Source organism: Acinetobacter sp. YH12120 (assembly GCF_013418795.1).
Taxonomy (GTDB): Bacteria; Pseudomonadota; Gammaproteobacteria; order Pseudomonadales; family Moraxellaceae; genus Acinetobacter; species Acinetobacter towneri.
The window spans coordinates 61,015-80,598 of sequence record NZ_VPBI01000006.1; the positions used below are offsets into that span (position 1 = coordinate 61,015).

Here is a 19,584-nt window from a genome sequence, read left to right on the forward strand (position 1 = left end):
CAGTCCTTTGAAAATTAGATACGTTTTAATAAAAGTAAATGACGTTGTTCGTCTAAGCGCGGAACTTTAAGCTCGATAATTTCACAGCTGAATTCATCTTTCAATGCCTCTACTTCATCGGCAGGAATCAAACCTTTCATAGATGCAATAATACTTTGCTCATGCATAAATGGTTTTGACGCGGCTACAAAGTCAGTTAAAGATGCAAAAGCACGACTGGTAATTACATCAAACTGACCTAACTCGCGGATGCTGTCTTCATTTTCAACACGGGTCTGAACTGCCACGACGTTTTTCAGTTTTAAATCGGCAATAAACTGTTTTAAGAAACGAATCTTTTTACCATTCGAGTCCAATAACACGCAATCGCGCTCAGGCTGACACAAGGCAATAATCATGCCCGGCATACCACCGCCAGTACCAATATCCAGTAAACGACCTGCAGGCAAATCTTTGAGGATGCTCAGACTATCTAGCAAATGCTTCACTAGCATTTCTTTCGGGTCACGAATTGCAGTGAGGTTGTACGCTTTGTTCCATAGCACCAAAGCATCTTGGTATTTGAGTAATAAATTTAAAGCCTCATCACTGAGCTCTAAACCTAAAGCCTGACTACCTTGCTTGAGTTCCTGAAAAAACGAATGCATCACAATTCACATCTCGAAAAAGTTAATGGAAGTATACCGATTTATAGTTGCAGTCATAGGGGCGAATGCTTAGTGAATATGCACTTAAGCGTACACACCCTGCTGAATTTGTTGATCTAGCGTATTTAATCGTTCAGGAGTGCCAACATCCACCCAAACACCCTGCAATTTCTGTGCAGAAATTTTTTCTTGCTGCATGGCTTGTTTGAGCAATGGCGCAAGCGGACGTTTGCCCGATTCCAAACCGTTAAACATTTGCGGATGCATCACCGCCACGCCACTATAAGTCAGATTTTCACCTGAGCGTGCTTGCTCAAAAGTATAGGCTTTGTTTGCAGCCAAAGTGAAATCACCTTGCGGATGCTGCACAGGGTTTTCCACCAAAACCAAATGTGCCAAGTCGTCTTGAAGCTGCACATTTAATAGTGGCGCAAAATCCATGGTGGTCCAAACATCGCCATTCACCAATATAAAAGGTTCATTGCCCAATAATGGCAACGCATTGATGATGCCACCTGCAGTTTCTAAGCCTTCGCCTTCATGCGACCACAAAATTTTCACACCAAATTGCGAACCATCACCCAAAGCATCTGCAAGTTTTTCACCCAACCATGCCGTATTGATGACAATTTCCTGCACACCCATCTTTTGTAATTTTTCGATGTGCCACACAATTAAAGGCTTACCACCGACTTCCAATAATGGCTTAGGTGTATGCAACGTTAAAGGACGCATACGATTACCCATGCCTGCAGCAAGAATCATGGCTTTCATTTAGGCAACCACCTCATACTGACCATATTTGGCTGTAAATTTTGGCATTACTGTCGTGTGAATAAAGTGCATAAATGGTTGTAATTCTGGATAAGGTTTACTTTCTTCAAGTAAATACCACATTACGCGCGGTAAATCCTTGAGATAACCCGATTTACCATCACGCTCAAATAAACGCACAAAAATACCTAAAATTTTGATATGACGCTGAATCGCCATCATATCGGCATCTTTTTTAAATTGTTCAAAATCACGGTCTTGCTTAGATGCTGCCGGCAACAAGTCATAAAACATTTTAAACCAGCGATACACACGCTCAGCATTCCACTGTACATAAGCATCACGCGTAATTGAAATCAGGTCATAGGTGTCTGCACCAATCACTGCATCCTGAAAATCGATTACACCTAGCTCGGTATCATCATTAATTTTCATTAAGTTACGACTATGAAAATCGCGATGCACAATCACTTGTGGCTGAGCCAAAGCGGCATTGGCCAAAATTGCAAATGTACGTTTAATTAATGCACTTTCTTCAGCCGTTGGCTGAATCTGTAAGGCAGGCAATAACCAATCGGTGAGTAACTCCATTTCACTGATGAGTTTGTCATAGGAATATTCAGGGAAATGTGCCGTACCATCAATATCTTGTAATTGAATTAACTGCTTAAAACACTGCGCATAGTAGTCATCTACAGTCTGATCATTCAGCAAGGTAGATAATAAGACATCACCAAAATCTTCAAGCAACAAAAAGCCTTGTGTCAGGTCTTTGGCTACAATTTTTGGCACGCGCACGCCAAGGGCAGCAAAAAATTCATCAATCGTCACAAAAGGACCACAATCTTCTTTTTCTGGTGGTGCATCCATGAGCATAAATGTTTTATTATTCAACTTGATTCGTGCGTAACGACGAAAACTTGCATCGCCTGCTAAAAAATGAGTTTCAAATTGATCTGAACCAAGTACAGATGTTATCCATGTTTGTATCAATTGTTCGCGTTGTGTATTCATTTGCAATAAATTCTAATACAGGCTGAGTTTTTAAAGTGCTAAGTGTAGCTACTTCTGCGCTTTTTCTCTATGATGCGACAATAATTAATTGCGATTAAGCATTCTTGGTTGATGAGATAAATGAAGCATCAGTTTAAATTTAATCCTTTAGCGACTGCGGTCTTAACTCTGTTATGTGGTCACTCTGTTTCCAGCTATGCGCAGACCACAGATCAGACTTCATCTGTCACAAATCTCAATAACCAGCAGCTTAAACACACCATTCAGGAAGCTTATCCTGGGCAGCAGTTCTTTGAGCAATATTATGTTGATAAAGCTGCACCTGAAGCACAACAACAATTTGGGCACACTCAAAGTTCTGCCTATTGTGAAGGTGCATGGCTAACGCCAATCAGCTCAAGCACCGTTGCCGTAGATGCTGCAGAAGCGACCTCTACCGTTACTGCCGATTATGGTCACTATGACCCAAATGGCGATTCCGTCTTGGAAGGCAATGTCCTGATTGACCAGCAAGGCCGTCAAATTCGCGCCGATAAAATTACCATTGATCAAACCCAAACCTTTGCCAAAGCCGAAGGTCGTGTACAAATGGCACAAGCTGGTTTACTTGCGCAAAGTGATGAAATTAACTACAACCTTAAAACTCAGCAAGGCGATTTAAATAACAGTTTTTATATTGCTGAAAAACAGCATGCGCATGGCATGGCAGAAAAAATTGCACGTACCTCAACCAATACCATGGTACTCAATAACGCCACCTACAGCACCTGCCCACCCGAGCAAGCGCCAACCTGGAAAATTCAAGCCAATGAAATTAAGCTGAATCAGGAAACGGGACGCGGTGAAACACGCGGCACCAAATTGTATGTGAAAAATGTACCAGTTTTAGCTGTACCCTACTTCAATTTCCCAATTGATGACCGCCGTACCACAGGTATTTTGACGCCTAGTTTTGGCTTTACCAATGATGGTGGTGTCGAGCTGTCTGTGCCTGTGTATTTAAACCTTGCACCGAATTTTGATGCAACCGTTAGCCCGCGTTATATTGCCGATCGTGGCGCGATGCTAGAAGGTGAATTCCGTTATTTAACTGAAAATTTTGGTTCAGGTAAAATTTGGGGCGGTTATTTAGCATCGGATGCCAAATATGATGACCAAGACCGTAAAGATCTACATTTTTTACACGGCTGGCAAATTAACGAGCAATTTTCAACCAACCTAGAATATAACTATGCATCGGACAAAGACTACTTTGCCGATTTAAATAACAACCCGAACTCTAAAACCGACCTGAATTTACGTCGTGCTTGGGAGTTGAATTATCGTAACGGTATACCGGGTTTAAAAGCACAGCTCAAAGTTGAGGATTTCCAAACCCTGGATAAGACGATTCCATCTGTAGATCGCCCTTATGCACGCCTACCACAATTTTTATTGAACTATAAAACAGGTAATCCTCAAGGCTTCCAAGTCGAATTTAATAACGACACGGCTTACTTCCAAAAAGATCTAGCTGCGCAAGATGGGGAACCAAGTGGTACGCGTATTTATAATGACTTTGCAGTGCGTTACAACTACCGTAACCCGTGGTCATTTGTGATTCCAGAAGTATCGTTACGCAACATCAACACCTTCTATGATAAAGAAACTCTAAGTACAGACACGTATAAATCTTCAAGTAAAAGTGAGTCGGTTACTGTTCCGCAATTCACTTTAGACACAGGGATTACCTTTGAAAAAGATGGTCGCTTCTTGCAAACCATTACCCCGCGCGCGTTCTATGCCTATGCACCGTACCGCAATCAAAACGACCACCCAAACTTTGACTCTGCAACAGCTTCGATTAATTATGACCAGTTGTTCAGTCCAAACCGTTTCTATGGTCATGACCGTTTAGAAGACAACAACTTTTTGTCTTTGGGTTTAAACTATAGCCTATTTGATGAAATTGGTTTGGAACGCCTTAGAGCAGGAATTGGTCAAAGTTTTTACTTTGAAGATCGTCGTGTCACGCTGGATAATACCGAAGACGAATTTAATACGGAAAACCGTACTGGGCCAATTGTGAGCTTAACCAGTCAGCTAAGTCAAAACCTCAGTGTGGGTGCCAATGCTGCATGGATGTCAAATGGCGACAATGCACAGCGCAGTGTCAATATGCTTTACACGGGTGATCAAGGCAACTTATATAGCTTTGGTTATATTAACCGTCGTGTTATTCCAAACCGTCAAGATCATTATGATCAAGTTGTGGCATCGTTTATTCAGCCGATTCACAACAACTGGCGTATTTTAGGTCATGCGCAATACGACCTAGACCATAGCGTCGCCCGTGAATATTTGCTAGGGGTGAATTATGAATCTTGCTGTTGGGGCATTTCAGTCTATGGACGCTCTTACTATAACGACTTGGATGATGTGACGGATGCGGGCGTTAAACCCAAACGTGCCATTATGGCAGAGTTAAATTTAAAAGGTTTAGGCAGTTTCAATAATAAACTTGCATCTTTACTTGAAAACCGTATTTTAGGTTTTAATAAAATTAATCAATCTTGGACACAACGTTAATGAAAACAGAACAGTTAAAACGATTTTTAAAAGCATCAACCTTAGCACTTTGCATGACAGCAGCGCTGCCTGCATTTGCTGCGAATGATCAAATTGTGGCTGTAGTTGACAATAGTGTCATTTTAAAAAGTGATTTAGCGCAAAGCGTGGTTGAACTCAAACAACAACTTGAGATGCAAAAGCGCCCTGTTCCACCACAACACATTTTAGAACAACAAGCTTTAGAACAACTGATTGTACGCCAAGCGCAATTAGAGCAAGTCAAACGCTACAACATTAAAGCTGATGAAAAATCTTTAAATGAAGCAGTTTTAAAAGTTGCACAGCAAAATGGCGCAAACAGCCTAGAAACTTTTCAGCAAAAATTAGATAAATCTGCACCAGGCAGTTATGCGTTTTTACGTAACCGTATTGCTGAAGATTTGGCAATGAATCGCTTACGTCAGCAAGTCGTAATGTCACGTATTCAAATTAGCGACCAAGATGTTGATAATTTCCTGAAAACACCACAAGGTCAGGCTGCCTTAGGCAATCAAGTACATATTTTGCATGTGCGTGTTTCTGGAGCAGAAAATGCCGCACAAGTTGCGCAACAAGTCAAAGCTGAATTGGCGCAGAACAATGACATTCAAGCCATTAGTAAAAAATATACAGGCAATGGTGTAACCGTTCAGTCTGCAGACATGGGTTTACGTAACTTGACCGATATTCCCGCGGAACTTGCTGCACGTATTACGCCATTAGATGTGGGGCAAACCAGTGAACTGATTGAAGTCCGTGATGGTATTCATGTCGTAAAATTACTGGAGCGCAAAAGTACTGAGCAACGTGCACTAGTTCCACAATATCAAACTCGACATATCTTGATTCAGCCAAGTGAAGTCGTAAGCCCTGAAAATGCGAAACACATGATTGACAGTATTCACAACCGTTTAAAAGCGGGTGAAGACTTTGCAACCTTAGCAGCGACGTTCTCTAATGACGCTGGCTCTGCACGTGATGGCGGCAGTCTAGGCTGGGTGAATCCTGGCGTGATGGTGCCAGAATTTGAAAATCAAATGAAAAATACTGCAAAAGGTGAAATTAGCGCACCATTCCAAACCCAGTTTGGTTGGCATGTACTGCAAGTGACCGATACACGCCAGCAAGATATGACTCGTGAATACCAAGAACGTATGGCACGTCAAATACTAGGTGAACGCCAGTTTGATACTGAATTGGATAGCTGGTTACGTGAAACACGTAACAATGCTTTTGTAGAAATTAAAGACCCAAGCTTAGACCGCAAGAAAAACTAAGCTTAAGTTTTCTGCTATTTCCAAAATTAAAACCAGTGTAGCAACACTGGTTTTTTATGCTTTTTTACCATATGCACTTCATCTTAGCCACTACCAAAATACGACTTTGATAAAAAAACCATAGACATAAAAAAACCTCTCATTTCGAGAGGTTTTTTAAGAAGATCAATTAACGGTTGTTATCGTCTTCTGAAGATTCTTCAAATTTAGAATCGTTGTCAAAACCGCCAGTTGCTTGACCGCCACCGAAGCCACCTTGACCACCGAAGCCACCTTGACCACCGAAGCCGCCGCCTTGACCACCGAAACCACCGCCTTGACCACCAAAGCCACCTTGACTACCGAAACCGCCACCTTGACCACCAAAGCCACCACCTTGACCACCGAAGCCGCCTTGACCACCAAAGCCACCACCTTGACCACCGAAGCCACCGCCTTGACCGCCAAAGCCAGCGCCTTGACCACCAGCAGGTGCACCAGCAGGACGTGGATTACGTGCAGGAACAACTGTAGAAATTGCATGTTTGTAAACCATTTGGCTTACCGTATTTTTTAATAAAACAACATACTGGTCAAAAGATTCAATATGGCCTTGTAGCTTAATACCGTTCACAAGGAAGATAGAAACAGGAATACGTTCTTTACGGAGAGAATTCAAGAACGGATCTTGTAAAGTTTGACCTTTAGACATGTTATAACTCCAAAAATAATTAAAAATCAGCGCAAAAACTATCTCTATTTTTCAATTAAAAATTATAAAAAAGACAGTAGGTAAATTTTGCTTTATCCGTAACAGTTTCGCAAGTCTTCTTGAGCCTGCTTTATCGTAAAATATGTGTGAAATTTATGCGATTCTTGCAACGATCTGAGCCAAGTATATTGACGTTTCGCGAGTTGTCGTGTCGCGAATAGCGCCTTATCCTCCATTTCCTGCATTTTTTCGCGACTTTCATCACCGTTTTGCAAAAACTCTAAAGCTTGACGATAGCCAACTGAACGCATAGAGGGTAAATTAGCATCTAAATCGTAATTTTCAATAAGATGTCGCACCTCATTCAAAAAACCCATTTCCCACATAATCTCTAAGCGTTTTTGAATACGCTGATGTAATTCTACCCGATCAGGCATCAAGGCGTGGTTATGAAAAGTGTAACGATATGGTACATTTTTGGGTTGTTCCGCCTGAAGCTGGGTAATTGGCGTTCCTGTTAATTTATAAACTTCTAGTGCACGAATAATACGTTGTTTATCTGATACCTTAAATTTTTCACCCGCCAGTGCATCTACTGCACACAACTCTGCATAGACCGCTTCCCAACCTTCGCGTGCAGCTTTATCTTCAATTTCTGCACGGACGTCGTAATTGGCACTGGGTAAATTGGAAGATAGTCCTTCAAGCAAAGCTTTAAAATACAGCATGGTTCCACCCACTAAAATTGGGGTTTTGCCACGCGCGTGCATATCATCAATTAAGGCACAAGCATCTTCCACAAACTGTGCAGCAGAATAAACTTCAAGCGGGCTGATAATATCAATCAAATGGTGCGGATAACGCGCCTGCTCCGCTTTAGTCGGCTTGGCTGTACCAATGTCCATATCTCGATAAACCAGCGCAGAATCGACTGAAATTAGCTCAAAATGACCTAGTTCATAGAGTTCACATGCCAAAGCAGTTTTACCACTTGCAGTTGGTCCCATTAAATTGATGACCGGCAATTGATTTGACATGTAACGCTACTCTCCTCGAGCAAAAAGTTTATCTAGTTGTGCCAATGGAAAGGCACGCCAAGTCGGGCGACCATGATTACATTGGCTAGCAAATTCGGTTTGTTCCATTTGACGCAATAAGGCATTCATTTCAGAAAGACTTAACATCCGATGTGCACGTACTGCACTATGACATGCCATTCCCGCCAAAATATGATCACGCTTTTGCAACAAGGCTTGCGCCTCATCATTCGGATCTAAATCATCAAGTAATTCAGGAATTAATTCGGCAAAATCTGCCTTATGCAAAATCGCGGGCACACCGCGCACAATGACCTGTTCATCGCCATATTGGTCTATTTCCAAGCCCAGTCGTGCCAATTGTTCTTTTAAATCATCCACCCGCATGGCTTGCATGCGGCTAATGCTGATAACTTTGGGGATCAGCAATTGCTGCGAAGTCCAAAACTCAGGTTTATCCCAAGCGGCTTTCATCTGTTGCAACACAATTCGTTCATGGGCGGCATGCATATCTACAATAATCAAGCCTTCACTGTTTTGCGCCAGAATGTAAATACCATGCAATTGCGCAATTGCAATGCCGAGCGGATGCTCATCCACCGCAGGTGTTGTGTTTGTTTGCGTAAGATTGGCTGAGTCTTGATCTAGATCACGTAAAGGCGCGAGATAGCTTTTTAAAGCATTGTTGAGCTGTTGCGAACCTTGATAATTACTCTGCACAGGTCGGTTATATTGAACTGTCTGCGGCTGACTCTGATTAAAATCGGTAAGTAACTCACTTCCCGCTTGTGAAGCGGGCTGCATCGTGTACGCATCTACTGCATCGTCAGCGGAATTGTAAGGATTTGCCTCGGCATGTTTGTGCAGTAAAAATTGTTCCTGATAACGCGGTTGCACCACATAAGGCGCAGCTTGTTCGACAGGATCAGCTTTCATAGCAGTGGCTAAATCTGCTGTTGCAGTTTGAAATTGAGCTAAGGTTTCTTTGGCATAATGTCGTACAAACTCATGAACTTCTCGCTGATTTAAAAAGCGAATTTCATGCTTGGTCGGATGCACATTGACATCAATATTTTCAGGTTCTACTTCTAAAAATAGCAAATATGCAGCATGTTGATGTCCATGCAAAATACCTTCGTATGCCATACGCAAAGCATGGGAGATGGTCTTGTCTTTTACAATACGTCCATTCACATACACATACTGTAAATCGGCTTGTGAACGTGCATCGGAAGGATGCCCCAACCAACCCGATAAGCGCATGGTGACACTATCAGCATCAATCCAATAGGCATTTTCGACAAAGTTTCGTCCTAAAAGTTGCTGCACGCGCTGAAAACGCAATTCGCCACTGTCTGCAATGGGTAAATTCAGTTTGATGCTGTCGTTGTGTTCCAAAACAAAACGAATATCGAAATGTGTGAGTGCCAAACGACGCACAATTTCTTCAATATGTCCGAATTCTGTACCCGCTTTTTTCAGGAATTTACGTCGTGCAGGCACATTAAAAAATAAATCCTGTACCCGAATATGTGTGCCTTTTTGTGCAGCAACGGCCTGAATATCTTGATGGTCAAAGGCAGTGCCATTGACTTCGACCTGATAACCGACACCATCTTCAGTTTGGCTACTGACCAAAGTCAAACGCGATACTGCTGCAATTGATGCCAGTGCTTCACCACGAAAGCCTAAACTGACAATAGCATGTAAATCATCAGCCGTTTGAATTTTACTGGTCGCGTGACGAGTCACCGCCAAAGGCAAATCTTCAGCATGAATGCCACGACCATTATCAATAATTTCAATGAGTGTACTGCCGCCTTGTGCCACCCGAATAATTAGCTCGGTTGCACCTGCATCAATGGAGTTTTCTAGTAGTTCTTTGACCACAGAGGCAGGACGTTCAATCACCTCACCTGCAGCAATTTGGTTGGCTAAGGCAGGTTCAAGCGTGTGGATCCGACGTAGATTTAACACATCATTAGGCATGATTAAATTGTTGCTCCAAAGCTTGTTGTAATGCAACCGAAGACGAACTTAGCGTTGCAGTACGGCTTAATTCATCTTCCGATTTTTTAATTTCAATGATCAGGTCTGCGGGCGGAATTTCATCGCCACCTTTTGATGGCCATTCAAATAAAAACAAGGCATTTGGGGTTTCTAAATAATCACGAATGCCCATCAGCTCTAATTCATAAGGATCATTTAAACGATATAAATCAAAATGAAAAATATCTTGTCCTTGTATTTGATAAGGTTCCACCAAGGTGTAAGTCGGGCTTTTAACCGCGCCCTGATGCCCCAAATGCTGTAGAAAATAACGCGATAAAGTGGTTTTTCCTGCGCCTAAATCACCAATTAAATAAATCACACCCGACCGAAAATGCGTTGCCAAAACCTGCGCCAGATTTTGGGTATCTTGCTCATTATTTAAAGCCAAATTAAATGAATACTGCATAACGCTCACGACATGATTCAAAAGACCAATTATGATAGCATCGCACTGCTTTAAAGCCTATGTACTGATGGATAAAACTGTGTAAATGTGGACAATTTATAACAATTTTAGACAAGGCAATGAATCAAGATTGTTAAGCTTAGCACCCAAACTGCTTAGGCTATTTTCAATATGATGAAAAAGAAACTCTCCCACCTGAATATGAGCAATTTGCAGATGAAGTCGACTCATCCCAACACCTTTGTTCCACCCATGCTAGATGGTGTGAGCGCCAGCAAATTGCATTTACCCAAATTAAGCACACAGCCTGAATCAATTTTTCGTTATTTATGTGCCCAGTTTGCCCATATTTCTGCACAGGAATGGCTGCAACGCTTTGAGGATGGTCTGGTTTATGATGCCGAAGGCAAGCGTTTAGATTTAGATACACCTTATAGCGCACATCAGGATATTTTTTATTATCGTTTTTTAGCGCATGAAGTTGCAGTGCCTTTTCAGCATCAAGTTTTATTTGAAAATGAACACTTATTGGTTGTAGATAAACCACATTTTTTGACCATGAGCCCTACAGGGCAATATGTACAAGAAACCCTATTAGTACGCTTAAAAAAACAAACACAGAATGAGCAGCTCACACCTATTCATCGTTTAGACCGCGAAACTGCGGGTGTGGTGCTGTTTTCCAAACAACCAGAAACTCGGGCGGTGTATCAGCAATTATTTGCAGAACGTCAGGTGCAAAAAACCTACCATGCCATTGCGCCTTATCAAGCTAATTTGTCACTACCATGTACTGTGCAATTACGCATGGAAAAAGGTGAACCTTTTTATTTGATGCACGTCGTGGCAGGCACACCTAACAGCGAAACAGAAATTCGTTTGCTTGAACATAATCAAACATGGGCAAAATATGAATTAAAGCCTACAACAGGCAAGCAGCACCAACTGCGTGTGCATTTAAATAGCTTAGGTATTGCGATTAAGAACGACCCGTTTTATCCCATTTTACAGCACAAACAAGCAGATGATTTTTCTGCACCGCTACAATTGCTTGCCAAGCATTTAAGTTTTTTTGACCCGATTAGCCAGCAACAATTCCACTTTAGCGCACAGCAAGAATTGACATTGTAATATGTTTGTCATTACAAAATAGTGGATTTTCGTTGTAGTCATATTGAAATTACAAATGAATTGTTTACAATATTGCTAAAATTTAAATCTACTTCCTTCTATTAAAAATTATGAGAAAAACTGAAGTCTATCAAGTACGCTTGGACTCTCAAGAGAAAAAACAAGCCTTTGCTGTGTTTAAACAGTTGGGGATTACGCCTGCGCAAGCGGTACGTTTGTTTTTTAAGCAAGTCGTGCTGACTAAATCAATTCCCTTTTCAATTGAAAATCAGAATATTAATCTGGAACAATTGATTAAGTTACGCAAATTAAAACAAGAGCAAAAAGCAACGCTAGTGGATGCAACCCCAAGCAATGAAGCATCTGTAACTGGCAATAATAGTGTTGAAGATTTTGAACTGGATGATGAACATCTAGACTTGTTTGATGAACTCAATGCAATTTTGGGTGAAACTGACAAAAATTAACAGTGTTGCATTTTTAAACAATTCTTTAAAAATTTACTTTAAAAACTTAGCTATGCTTCATGCAAGGACAATAAAAAAGCATGGAGTATCGTAATGATTGTAAGACGTGCCACTTTAGAAGACTTAGACCAGCTTGCTGTATTGTTCGATGAGTATCGTCAGTTTTATGGTGCATCCTCGAATTTAAGCCTTTCAGCAGCATTCTTAAAACAGCGTTTTGAAAATCAGGAAAGTGTGATTTTCATTCATATCAAAGATCAAAAAATCACTGGATTTGTATTACTTTATTTAGGCTTTTCTTCGGTTGCCTGCTCGACCTACTATATTTTAGATGACGTTTATGTCACCCCTGTTTTTAGACGACAAGGTTCGGCCAAACAGCTCATTGATACTGCAATTTTATTTGCACGACATGAAAATGCGCTACGGATTAGCCTTGAAACACAGAAAAGTAATTACCAATCCCACCAATTGTATGAAAAGATGGGTTTTGTCAAAGATGATGAATTTCAAACCTATCACTGCTTTTTAAAATAGTCATCTGATCTGACGATTGCAGAGTTAGACAATGGATTTAAATTTAACCTAGCCCAAGCCATTGCTCATAAGCTATTGATGAAAGCTCAGCTAAACTCATGTTATTCCATACGGCTTTTTGCCAACTCGACATGTTCAGGGCTTAAATACATCCATTCACCCACATCTAAAGCCAAATCAGTCAAGTTTAATGCACCAACTTGCTGACGATGTAATTGTTCTACTTTATTGCCCACTGCTGCCAGCATACGTTTAACTTGGTGATAAACACCTTGATGAATGGTCATCTGCAATTCATGTTCAGCAAGCTGTTGTACCTCTGTTGCAGCAAATGTCCCTGATTCATTGCGCAATGCGACACCCTGCTCAAGTTGCTGGATTTGTGTTGCATTAATCGGGTCTGCGGTGTGCATAGCATACACTTTTGCCACATGCTTTTTAGGATGGGTCAATGCTTGTAAAAACTGTCCATCATCCGTCAGCAATAACAGCCCTGTGGTGTCCTGATCTAAGCGTCCAACACACTGCAAACCACGATTCAGCAATACATCATCAAACAAGTCAAACACACTAAAATGATGGGTCGCCTGATGCGAACACTCATAGCCTTGTGGTTTATGTAAGGCGATATAGACCTTTTCACGATATTGATAATTTTCCCCATACACCGAAAATTGCAAAACCGTTTCAGGCGCAATTTTTATCGCGAATTTAGGATTGGTCTGGGTTTCGCCCATAATGGTGACTGCACCATTTTTAATGAGTTGTTGGCAATGTTTACGTGATCCAAAGCCTTGTGATTGCAACATTTTTTCCAACAACATGATGAGCGACCTAATGATAAAAAGTATAAATATATTTGCTGCTATTCTAAACCAAATACACCGTAAATTCTGAACACATTGCGTACCTTGCCCGCTTGTAGTTCAAAACAGTTACAATAACTGCACTTTTCCAATTTATTTCCCCTTTTATGGATCACCATGCTCTCTCAATTAGACCTTAACCTGATGGTGCTGATCGTTCTACTCGCATGCGGTATTTTTAGCCAAAATACGGCTGTGACCATTGCCGCAGCAGTACTGATTATTTTTAGAATTACGCCGCTAAGTGAATTTTTCCCACTATTGCAGCAGCATGGCTTAAATCTGGGCATTATCATTCTCACCATTGGCGTACTGACACCCATTGCCAGTGGCAAACTTCCAGGCGAAGCAATTCTAAAATCTTTCCTGAGTTGGAAATCTTTACTTGCGATTGCAATTGGTGTTTTTGTGGCATGGTTAGGCGGGCGTGGTGTCAAGCTCATGACCAATCAGCCTGATGTGGTCGCAGGCTTATTGATTGGTACAGTCGCAGGTGTTGCTGTGCTACGTGGCGTGCCTGTGGGACCACTGATTGCAGCAGGAATTCTCACCTTGTTTATTGGCTATTCTTAACATAGATTTAGGGACGCTTGGTTTAGATGGTTTTGCTTGAATTCATCGTCTTGTATCAACCAATTTCAATAAAAACCATCCAAATCTAAGCCACTTTGCGAAACAAGATAGATGTTAATATCATTCCCATTGCAGATAAAACGGCCATTAAAATACCAACCCAAAGCCATGTTCCTGTGGCAGATACGATAGCTGCGACCACAGGCGGCAATAAAAATTGTGAAATTGCCGAGCACTGCAACACCAAACCTACGGTGGTACTAATCGCAATCGGTTGTGGTGCAAAATTAAGTACTTGCGCAAATACCACAGCTGCGACTAAACCACCAAATAAAGAGAAATGGATGACCAATAAAAACTGCACAATGAATGGTAAAACATCACGCAAAATATAAAAACTCAGTGCGCATAGCATCAATACCGCAAAACCCATTTGCATCAACACTTGCGCTCTCAGCCCACGCTGTAATAACAACCCACATACAAATGTACCCACCGCATTTGCCATTGCAACCATAGCTGTGAGCACACCTGCGGTTTGTAAAGATATTTGATATTGCTGATAAATGGTCGGCAAAAAACCCACCAAACTGAACCACTGCCCTGCATAAACACCAAAAACCAAAGCCAATATCCATGCGGGTGGATGGCTCAAAGTGCTTTTAATCAGTTCAAAGATGGCAATGGCTTGCGTGCTGATCTGCACACTCGGTACGGCTTTATAAATGATGATTGCGAGCGCAAAGGATAACAATCCCAAACACATCCACACGCCTTGCCAATCCAAGATGGGCAGTAAAAACGGCGTACTTAGTAAACCAATACCCATCCCACCGCCCATATAGGCACTCCACAGCCCCATTTTGGCAGGCAACTGCTCCACTGCAACCAGTTGACGAATAAATGCAGGGCCGCTGAGTGTAATCAGTAAAAAGCCAAAACCTTCAATTACACGCAGACTTAATAGTGCGGAAAAGCTATGTACAAAACCACCAACAAAACTTGCACCTGCCAATAAAGACAAACCCAAAAGTACACAGCGTTTTAAGCCAATTTTTGCGGTATAACTGCCTAGCAACAACGCCAAAGACATGCCCGCAGCTTGTACCAAAGACAGCAAAAAACCTGCCTGAACCAAACTAATTCCGAGTTCAGCTTGTAGGATGGGTACAGTCGGTGGCAACTTGCCAATATGCATTGCTGCCATAAAACCCGCAGCAACAATCCACAAATCCTTTGTCAGCCAACGTACCGAACTCACTGCGCTCTCCCTTAATTTTCGCAAGGCAAGCTTAGCAAGAACATCTCACTGTTTTTAGTGGAGATTTAGATGAGCTTAGTGTTTTTAGCGATAAATTAGCATTCTCTTTACGATGCTGATCGTACGATTTTTAACTTGAATAATACTGCGTGCGTTTTTGGGAAAATTTCTCTAATTGCTTCAAAAAGCCTTCAAAATAGCACTTTTCTTTTTCTTCGCTACGATAACCCGCATACAAGGTACGGCGTAATCCTCCCGCAGCAACGCAGTCTAAACGACGTGAAGTTACCCAGCCTTTTTGCTCATATTCATTCACCACCCAATCTGGCAATGCGCCAATCCCTCGCCCACTCGCCACCAGTTGAATCAACATTTGGGTTAAATCTGTAGTACGAATAGCTTTTGGCTGAATATTGGCTGGAATGAATAGCTTAGACATAATATCTAAACGGTGTTTATCGACAGGATAGGTAATCAGGGTTTCTTCTGCCAACTCCTGTACGGTAATGCGCTCGGCACGTACTAAAGGATGAGTATTTGACAACACCAAACGCGATTCATATTCAAAAATTGGAAAATATTCGATACCTTTTAAGGCAATCGGGTCTGCGGTAATCAATAAATCAAATTCTGCGTTTTGCAATAATTCATGCGGATTGGCTTCAAAACCTGAAGCAAAATCTAAATCTACATCAGGGTATTGCTGACGATATTGATTCAGCAGCGGCATCAACCAGTCAAAGCAACTATGACATTCCGAAGAAAAAATAATTCGCCCCGTTTGACCATGCACAATGCGGGTAATATCAGTTTGGGTGATTTGAATTTGTGGCAGGACATCATCCGCCAGTTTCAATAAACGCTGTCCGACATTGGAAAATGTCACAGGGCGACTACGACGGTTCACCACTTCTACGCCATACCAATGATCTAGTTCTTTGAGTTGATGAGAAATGGCAGATGGCGTCAGACATAAATCATTGGCGGCAGCAACCAAAGAACCATGTTCACGCAGGGCTGATAGCGTTTTTAAGTGGCGAATTTCAAGCATTGCTTGTTCCTAGTTTTTCAAGTTATTGACTGCATGTTTAGACCTAGGTCGCATTTTTATTTTGCAAAATAAGAAACAAAGCCAAACATGATTCAATTTAATAATGAATTAATTTAATCTTAGCATGTAAATAATGAGTTTTCTTCATCTTAGTTTTTATTCGATGATATTTACTACGAAATCAATACAATTCCATAAAAATAATATGGCTTTCAGCAAGCATGTTTTAGGCTTCCAACGTGCAGAGCCAAACTAGAATTGAAATTCTTAACCCAAGCCTCGCTTACTCCGACAACTTCTCTCCACAATGTGGGCAGTATTTATAAGGCTCCTGTTCTAAACGCAGCTCTTCTTCACGACGCTCACGAATTAACTGCAATAAAATATCTTGGGTTTGCTCAGTGGTTAAACCGACTTGTTTGCGTAAATCTTCAATTTTTTCTTGATCATTTAACAGATCAATCTCACTATTTTGCAATAGCTCTCTAAATTTCAACCCTAAATGCTGCTTACGTTGTTCAAGTTCGTTGGCTAAACCTGTGGCTAAAATACCTGCAGGCAATGCTGCCAAGCCGACACCCAATACCGTAATTAACGCACCTAAAATTCTGCCCCAAGGGGTAATTGGTGTGACATCGCCATAACCGACTGTGGTTAAAGTCACCACTGCCCACCACATCGAAGCGGGAATTGAGCTAAAGGCTTCAGGCTGTGCCTTGCTTTCCACCACATACACACCTGCGGCAGACATCACAATCATAATAGAGAGAATAAAAATGACTGCCTGAAATGATCCTTTTTCCCGTTCGATCACTCTTAATAAAATTTGCAATGATACAAAGTAACGTGTCAGTTTTAACAAACGCAGCAAACGTAAAATTCTTAGGAACCGTAAATCTAGATGCACAAAGAAGTTAATATAAGCAGGTAGAATCGCCAACAAATCTATAATTGCCCCACCGCTGGTAAGCCATTTTACACGCTGTTTCCACGGCGAAATAAACGGGTCTTTTTCGGCAATACTCCAAATCCGCAGCAAATATTCAAGCGTAAACACTGCGATGGAAAAGTTTTCAAAATGGTCAAAAAATACCTGATAGGCAAGATAGACATCATTCACCGACTCTAAAATAACCGCACTGGCATTGCCTAAAATCAGTAAAATTAAAAAATAGTTAATGCAACGACTAAACCATGTTTCATAGTCATCGTCGTGTAAGTTGTTATAGACAAATTTTCGAAATGTGTACCACGGTGTAAATGCCATACCGAATATTATATTTTAAGGCTTACAGTGATGGCAGTTTAACCGAAGTTTTTCTCAAAACGATAGTATTTTATGTGACGTTAAGCGGGCATTTTTAATGCAGAATTGCAGTATAAGTCATCATTATCCAAATGACTAAACTACTGAATAAACAGCAATGCTAAACGCACCTGATCATAGCCCATGCGTGGACTAGTCGCTTCAACAATCGGGCGCAGTTTAATTGCGCCATCATCGCTGAAGTGCTCTGCATTTTGACGCTTCATTAATCGCTTATAAATTTTACGGACCTCTTCCACCACTTCTTCACCTGGATGTGCCACTGAAATATCCAGATTTTGTTCTTTTTGCAAACGTGCCAAATGGTTGATAATAGTTGCAGGAGTTAAACCTCGCTCTACTGCAATATCCTGAATATCATAACCTTCTTCAAATAAAGCGCGGGTTTCATCTAACGTGGCAGTCGCATAATTGGTTTTTCCACCTTTGGCAATTTTCTTTTCATTGCGCAAAATTTCGGTTTCGTTCAACGTGCCACCACAGTGACGAATAAATGCATTATGTTGTGGTGTTAAATCCATCAGCTCATAGTGCGTTTCAGCTTCTTCAGACAATTCCTGAAAACGGCGGTCAGCCTTAATCGCTAAACTGTCGAGTTCCAAAGCTTGGCTATTAAATCCCAATAAACGCAAACCGCTTAACGATTTTAATCGTGACAACGCCACATAACCCTGCCCTTTTTCAAAAGTATGGCTAAGATTGATTTCTGACGCTTCTAAGGTCATACCTTGTGATTTGTGGATGGTAATTGCCCATGCCAAACGCAGCGGAATTTGCTGGAAACTGGCAATGGTTTTGCCTGCATCATTATCCACCGACCAAGTTTCAGGCTCGACCAGTAATACTGTGCCATCGGTCAATTTTACTTTAGGCAAAATACCGTGATCGTCATCTTCTTCAAAGCCAATCACTTCGCCCAAACTGCCGTTGATATAGCCCATATCGAAGTTGTTTTTAACAAACATCACTTTGGCATGTTTTTTTAGATTTAAAATTTCAGGCGCACGTACGGATGATTTCAGCGTTTCAATCAACTTTTCATTGCCATCACACACGGCATCAAACTGCTTGCTCTCAGTTTCAATTTCATTCAGATGCTTAAAGTTGATATTGTCCACGTCCATATTGTGCGTATATAAACGTGTGAAAGTGTCGCCAATATCTTGATGGCGGGTGTGCTCCAAAGCCTGAATATGTTGATGATCAATACTTTGTGCACGAATTGCATTGAGAATGTCATTTAAGTAGTCATCGCCCTGACGGTGCTGCTCAGTTAAATAACAGACTCGAAATTTAGCTTCGACCCACGCCTCTGACATAAAACAGAACTTGTCACGATTGCGCTCATCGTTTTTTCCTACAGGCGGTAACTGGAAAAAATCTCCTGCGACAATCACTTGAATGCCGCCAAAAGCGTCATCACTGTCTTTAAAATATTTTAAAACTTGATTGACCAAATTCAGTTGTTTGGCATGCAACATCGAAATTTCATCAATAATCAGCACTTGCGCATTTTCTAAATGTTCTTTGAGATATTTGCGCTCTTTCATATTTTTCAGGTCGGCATCGGACAAAAAATCTTTAATGCCTATGCCTGCCCATGTATGAATGGTCATGCCATTCATGTGCGTTGCTGCAATGCCTGTAGATGCCGTAATTGCCACGGGCACTTTACGCGCTTTTAAATAATTGATGTATTGATTCAGGGTATAGGTTTTACCCGCACCAGCCGAGCCTGTTAAAAAGACATTTTCGCCTGCTTTTAAAAGTTTAAGTGCAGTTTCCTGTTTCATAAGACCTATACCATGATTGAACGGCTATAGCCTAACGAGTTTTGAGCCAAAAGTTAAGGCTCAAGTCCGTGAATACGACAACGGTTGTCTT

General features: G+C 41.4%; 18 protein-coding genes. 6 read left to right on the forward strand and 12 right to left on the reverse strand.

Annotation, left to right across the window (positions count from 1 at the left end; genetic code table 11):
- Window positions 1–14: 14 nt before the first annotated feature.
- From rsmG to FTU58_RS06075, 3 genes are all read right to left on the reverse strand, one after another.
- Window positions 15–647 carry a 16S rRNA (guanine(527)-N(7))-methyltransferase RsmG gene (gene rsmG, locus FTU58_RS06065; protein WP_131261485.1) on the reverse strand — a complete coding sequence of 211 codons (633 nt, stop codon included), beginning with the start codon at window positions 645–647 and terminating at the stop codon, window positions 15–17.
- An 84-nt stretch (window positions 648–731) separates the two neighbouring features.
- Complete coding sequence (gene murU, locus FTU58_RS06070) at window positions 732–1,421, reverse strand: N-acetylmuramate alpha-1-phosphate uridylyltransferase MurU (RefSeq protein ID WP_131261486.1); 690 nt, start codon at window positions 1,419–1,421, stop codon at window positions 732–734.
- Window positions 1,422–2,435 (reverse strand): aminoglycoside phosphotransferase family protein, encoded by a 1,014-nt coding sequence (locus FTU58_RS06075; protein ID WP_180062207.1) that lies wholly within the window; start codon window positions 2,433–2,435, stop codon window positions 1,422–1,424. It abuts the gene before it with no gap.
- A 120-nt stretch (window positions 2,436–2,555) separates the two neighbouring features.
- On the opposite strand from FTU58_RS06075, the gene FTU58_RS06080 reads away from it, so the two are divergent.
- Window positions 2,556–5,003, forward strand: a complete 2,448-nt coding sequence (locus FTU58_RS06080; protein ID WP_180062208.1) for an LPS-assembly protein LptD — start codon at window positions 2,556–2,558, stop codon at window positions 5,001–5,003.
- On the forward strand, window positions 5,003–6,301 hold the full coding sequence (locus FTU58_RS06085; RefSeq protein ID WP_104851883.1) for a peptidylprolyl isomerase: 1,299 nt from the start codon (window positions 5,003–5,005) through the stop codon (window positions 6,299–6,301). The genes FTU58_RS06080 and FTU58_RS06085 overlap by 1 nt, the downstream gene beginning before the upstream one ends.
- Window positions 6,302–6,470: 169 nt before the next feature.
- On the opposite strand, the gene hfq is transcribed toward FTU58_RS06085, so the two are convergent.
- From hfq to tsaE, 4 genes are all read right to left on the reverse strand, one after another.
- Complete coding sequence (gene hfq, locus FTU58_RS06090; RefSeq protein ID WP_104851882.1) at window positions 6,471–6,992, reverse strand: RNA chaperone Hfq; 522 nt, start codon at window positions 6,990–6,992, stop codon at window positions 6,471–6,473.
- Window positions 6,993–7,084: 92 nt separating this feature from the next.
- On the reverse strand, window positions 7,085–8,029 hold the full coding sequence (miaA, locus tag FTU58_RS06095) for a tRNA (adenosine(37)-N6)-dimethylallyltransferase MiaA (protein WP_154320805.1): 945 nt from the start codon (window positions 8,027–8,029) through the stop codon (window positions 7,085–7,087).
- A 6-nt stretch (window positions 8,030–8,035) separates the two neighbouring features.
- A complete protein-coding gene (gene mutL, locus FTU58_RS06100; RefSeq protein WP_180008730.1) occupies window positions 8,036–10,018 on the reverse strand; it encodes a DNA mismatch repair endonuclease MutL in 1,983 nt (660 codons plus the stop codon).
- Window positions 10,011–10,487, reverse strand: a complete 477-nt coding sequence (gene tsaE / locus FTU58_RS06105; protein ID WP_096901184.1) for a tRNA (adenosine(37)-N6)-threonylcarbamoyltransferase complex ATPase subunit type 1 TsaE — start codon at window positions 10,485–10,487, stop codon at window positions 10,011–10,013. Before tsaE ends, mutL begins: the two co-directional genes overlap by 8 nt.
- 216 nt (window positions 10,488–10,703) lie before the next feature.
- Here tsaE and FTU58_RS06110 point away from each other — a divergent pair, with 216 nt between their 5' ends.
- The 3 genes from FTU58_RS06110 (at window position 10,704) to FTU58_RS06120 (ending at window position 12,622) form a co-directional block, all read left to right on the forward strand.
- Window positions 10,704–11,618, forward strand: coding sequence for a pseudouridine synthase (locus FTU58_RS06110; RefSeq protein WP_154320807.1), 915 nt, complete (start codon window positions 10,704–10,706; stop codon window positions 11,616–11,618).
- Between the two features lie 110 nt (window positions 11,619–11,728).
- Window positions 11,729–12,085, forward strand: coding sequence for a type II toxin-antitoxin system RelB/DinJ family antitoxin (locus FTU58_RS06115; RefSeq protein WP_004976848.1), 357 nt, complete (start codon window positions 11,729–11,731; stop codon window positions 12,083–12,085).
- Between the two features lie 93 nt (window positions 12,086–12,178).
- A complete protein-coding gene (locus FTU58_RS06120; protein WP_004976850.1) occupies window positions 12,179–12,622 on the forward strand; it encodes a GNAT family N-acetyltransferase in 444 nt (147 codons plus the stop codon).
- Window positions 12,623–12,723: 101 nt separating this feature from the next.
- Here the strand turns inward: FTU58_RS06120 and FTU58_RS06125 are convergent, their stop codons facing one another.
- Window positions 12,724–13,446 carry a pseudouridine synthase gene (locus FTU58_RS06125; RefSeq protein ID WP_131261624.1) on the reverse strand — a complete coding sequence of 241 codons (723 nt, stop codon included), beginning with the start codon at window positions 13,444–13,446 and terminating at the stop codon, window positions 12,724–12,726.
- Between the two features lie 159 nt (window positions 13,447–13,605).
- Here FTU58_RS06125 and FTU58_RS06130 point away from each other — a divergent pair, with 159 nt between their 5' ends.
- On the forward strand, window positions 13,606–14,061 hold the full coding sequence (locus tag FTU58_RS06130; RefSeq protein WP_179995309.1) for a DUF441 domain-containing protein: 456 nt from the start codon (window positions 13,606–13,608) through the stop codon (window positions 14,059–14,061).
- Window positions 14,062–14,146: 85 nt separating this feature from the next.
- Here FTU58_RS06130 and FTU58_RS06135 read toward each other — a convergent pair whose 3' ends face one another.
- The 4 genes from FTU58_RS06135 to FTU58_RS06150 form a co-directional block, all read right to left on the reverse strand.
- Window positions 14,147–15,322 carry a CynX/NimT family MFS transporter gene (locus tag FTU58_RS06135; protein ID WP_154320808.1) on the reverse strand — a complete coding sequence of 392 codons (1,176 nt, stop codon included), beginning with the start codon at window positions 15,320–15,322 and terminating at the stop codon, window positions 14,147–14,149.
- Between the two features lie 130 nt (window positions 15,323–15,452).
- Window positions 15,453–16,373, reverse strand: coding sequence for a LysR family transcriptional regulator (locus tag FTU58_RS06140; RefSeq protein ID WP_131261626.1), 921 nt, complete (start codon window positions 16,371–16,373; stop codon window positions 15,453–15,455).
- Between the two features lie 283 nt (window positions 16,374–16,656).
- Window positions 16,657–17,640, reverse strand: a complete 984-nt coding sequence (locus FTU58_RS06145) for an ion transporter (protein WP_096901190.1) — start codon at window positions 17,638–17,640, stop codon at window positions 16,657–16,659.
- Between the two features lie 140 nt (window positions 17,641–17,780).
- Window positions 17,781–19,493, reverse strand: a complete 1,713-nt coding sequence (locus FTU58_RS06150; RefSeq protein ID WP_180062209.1) for an AAA family ATPase — start codon at window positions 19,491–19,493, stop codon at window positions 17,781–17,783.
- Window positions 19,494–19,584 lie beyond the last annotated feature (91 nt).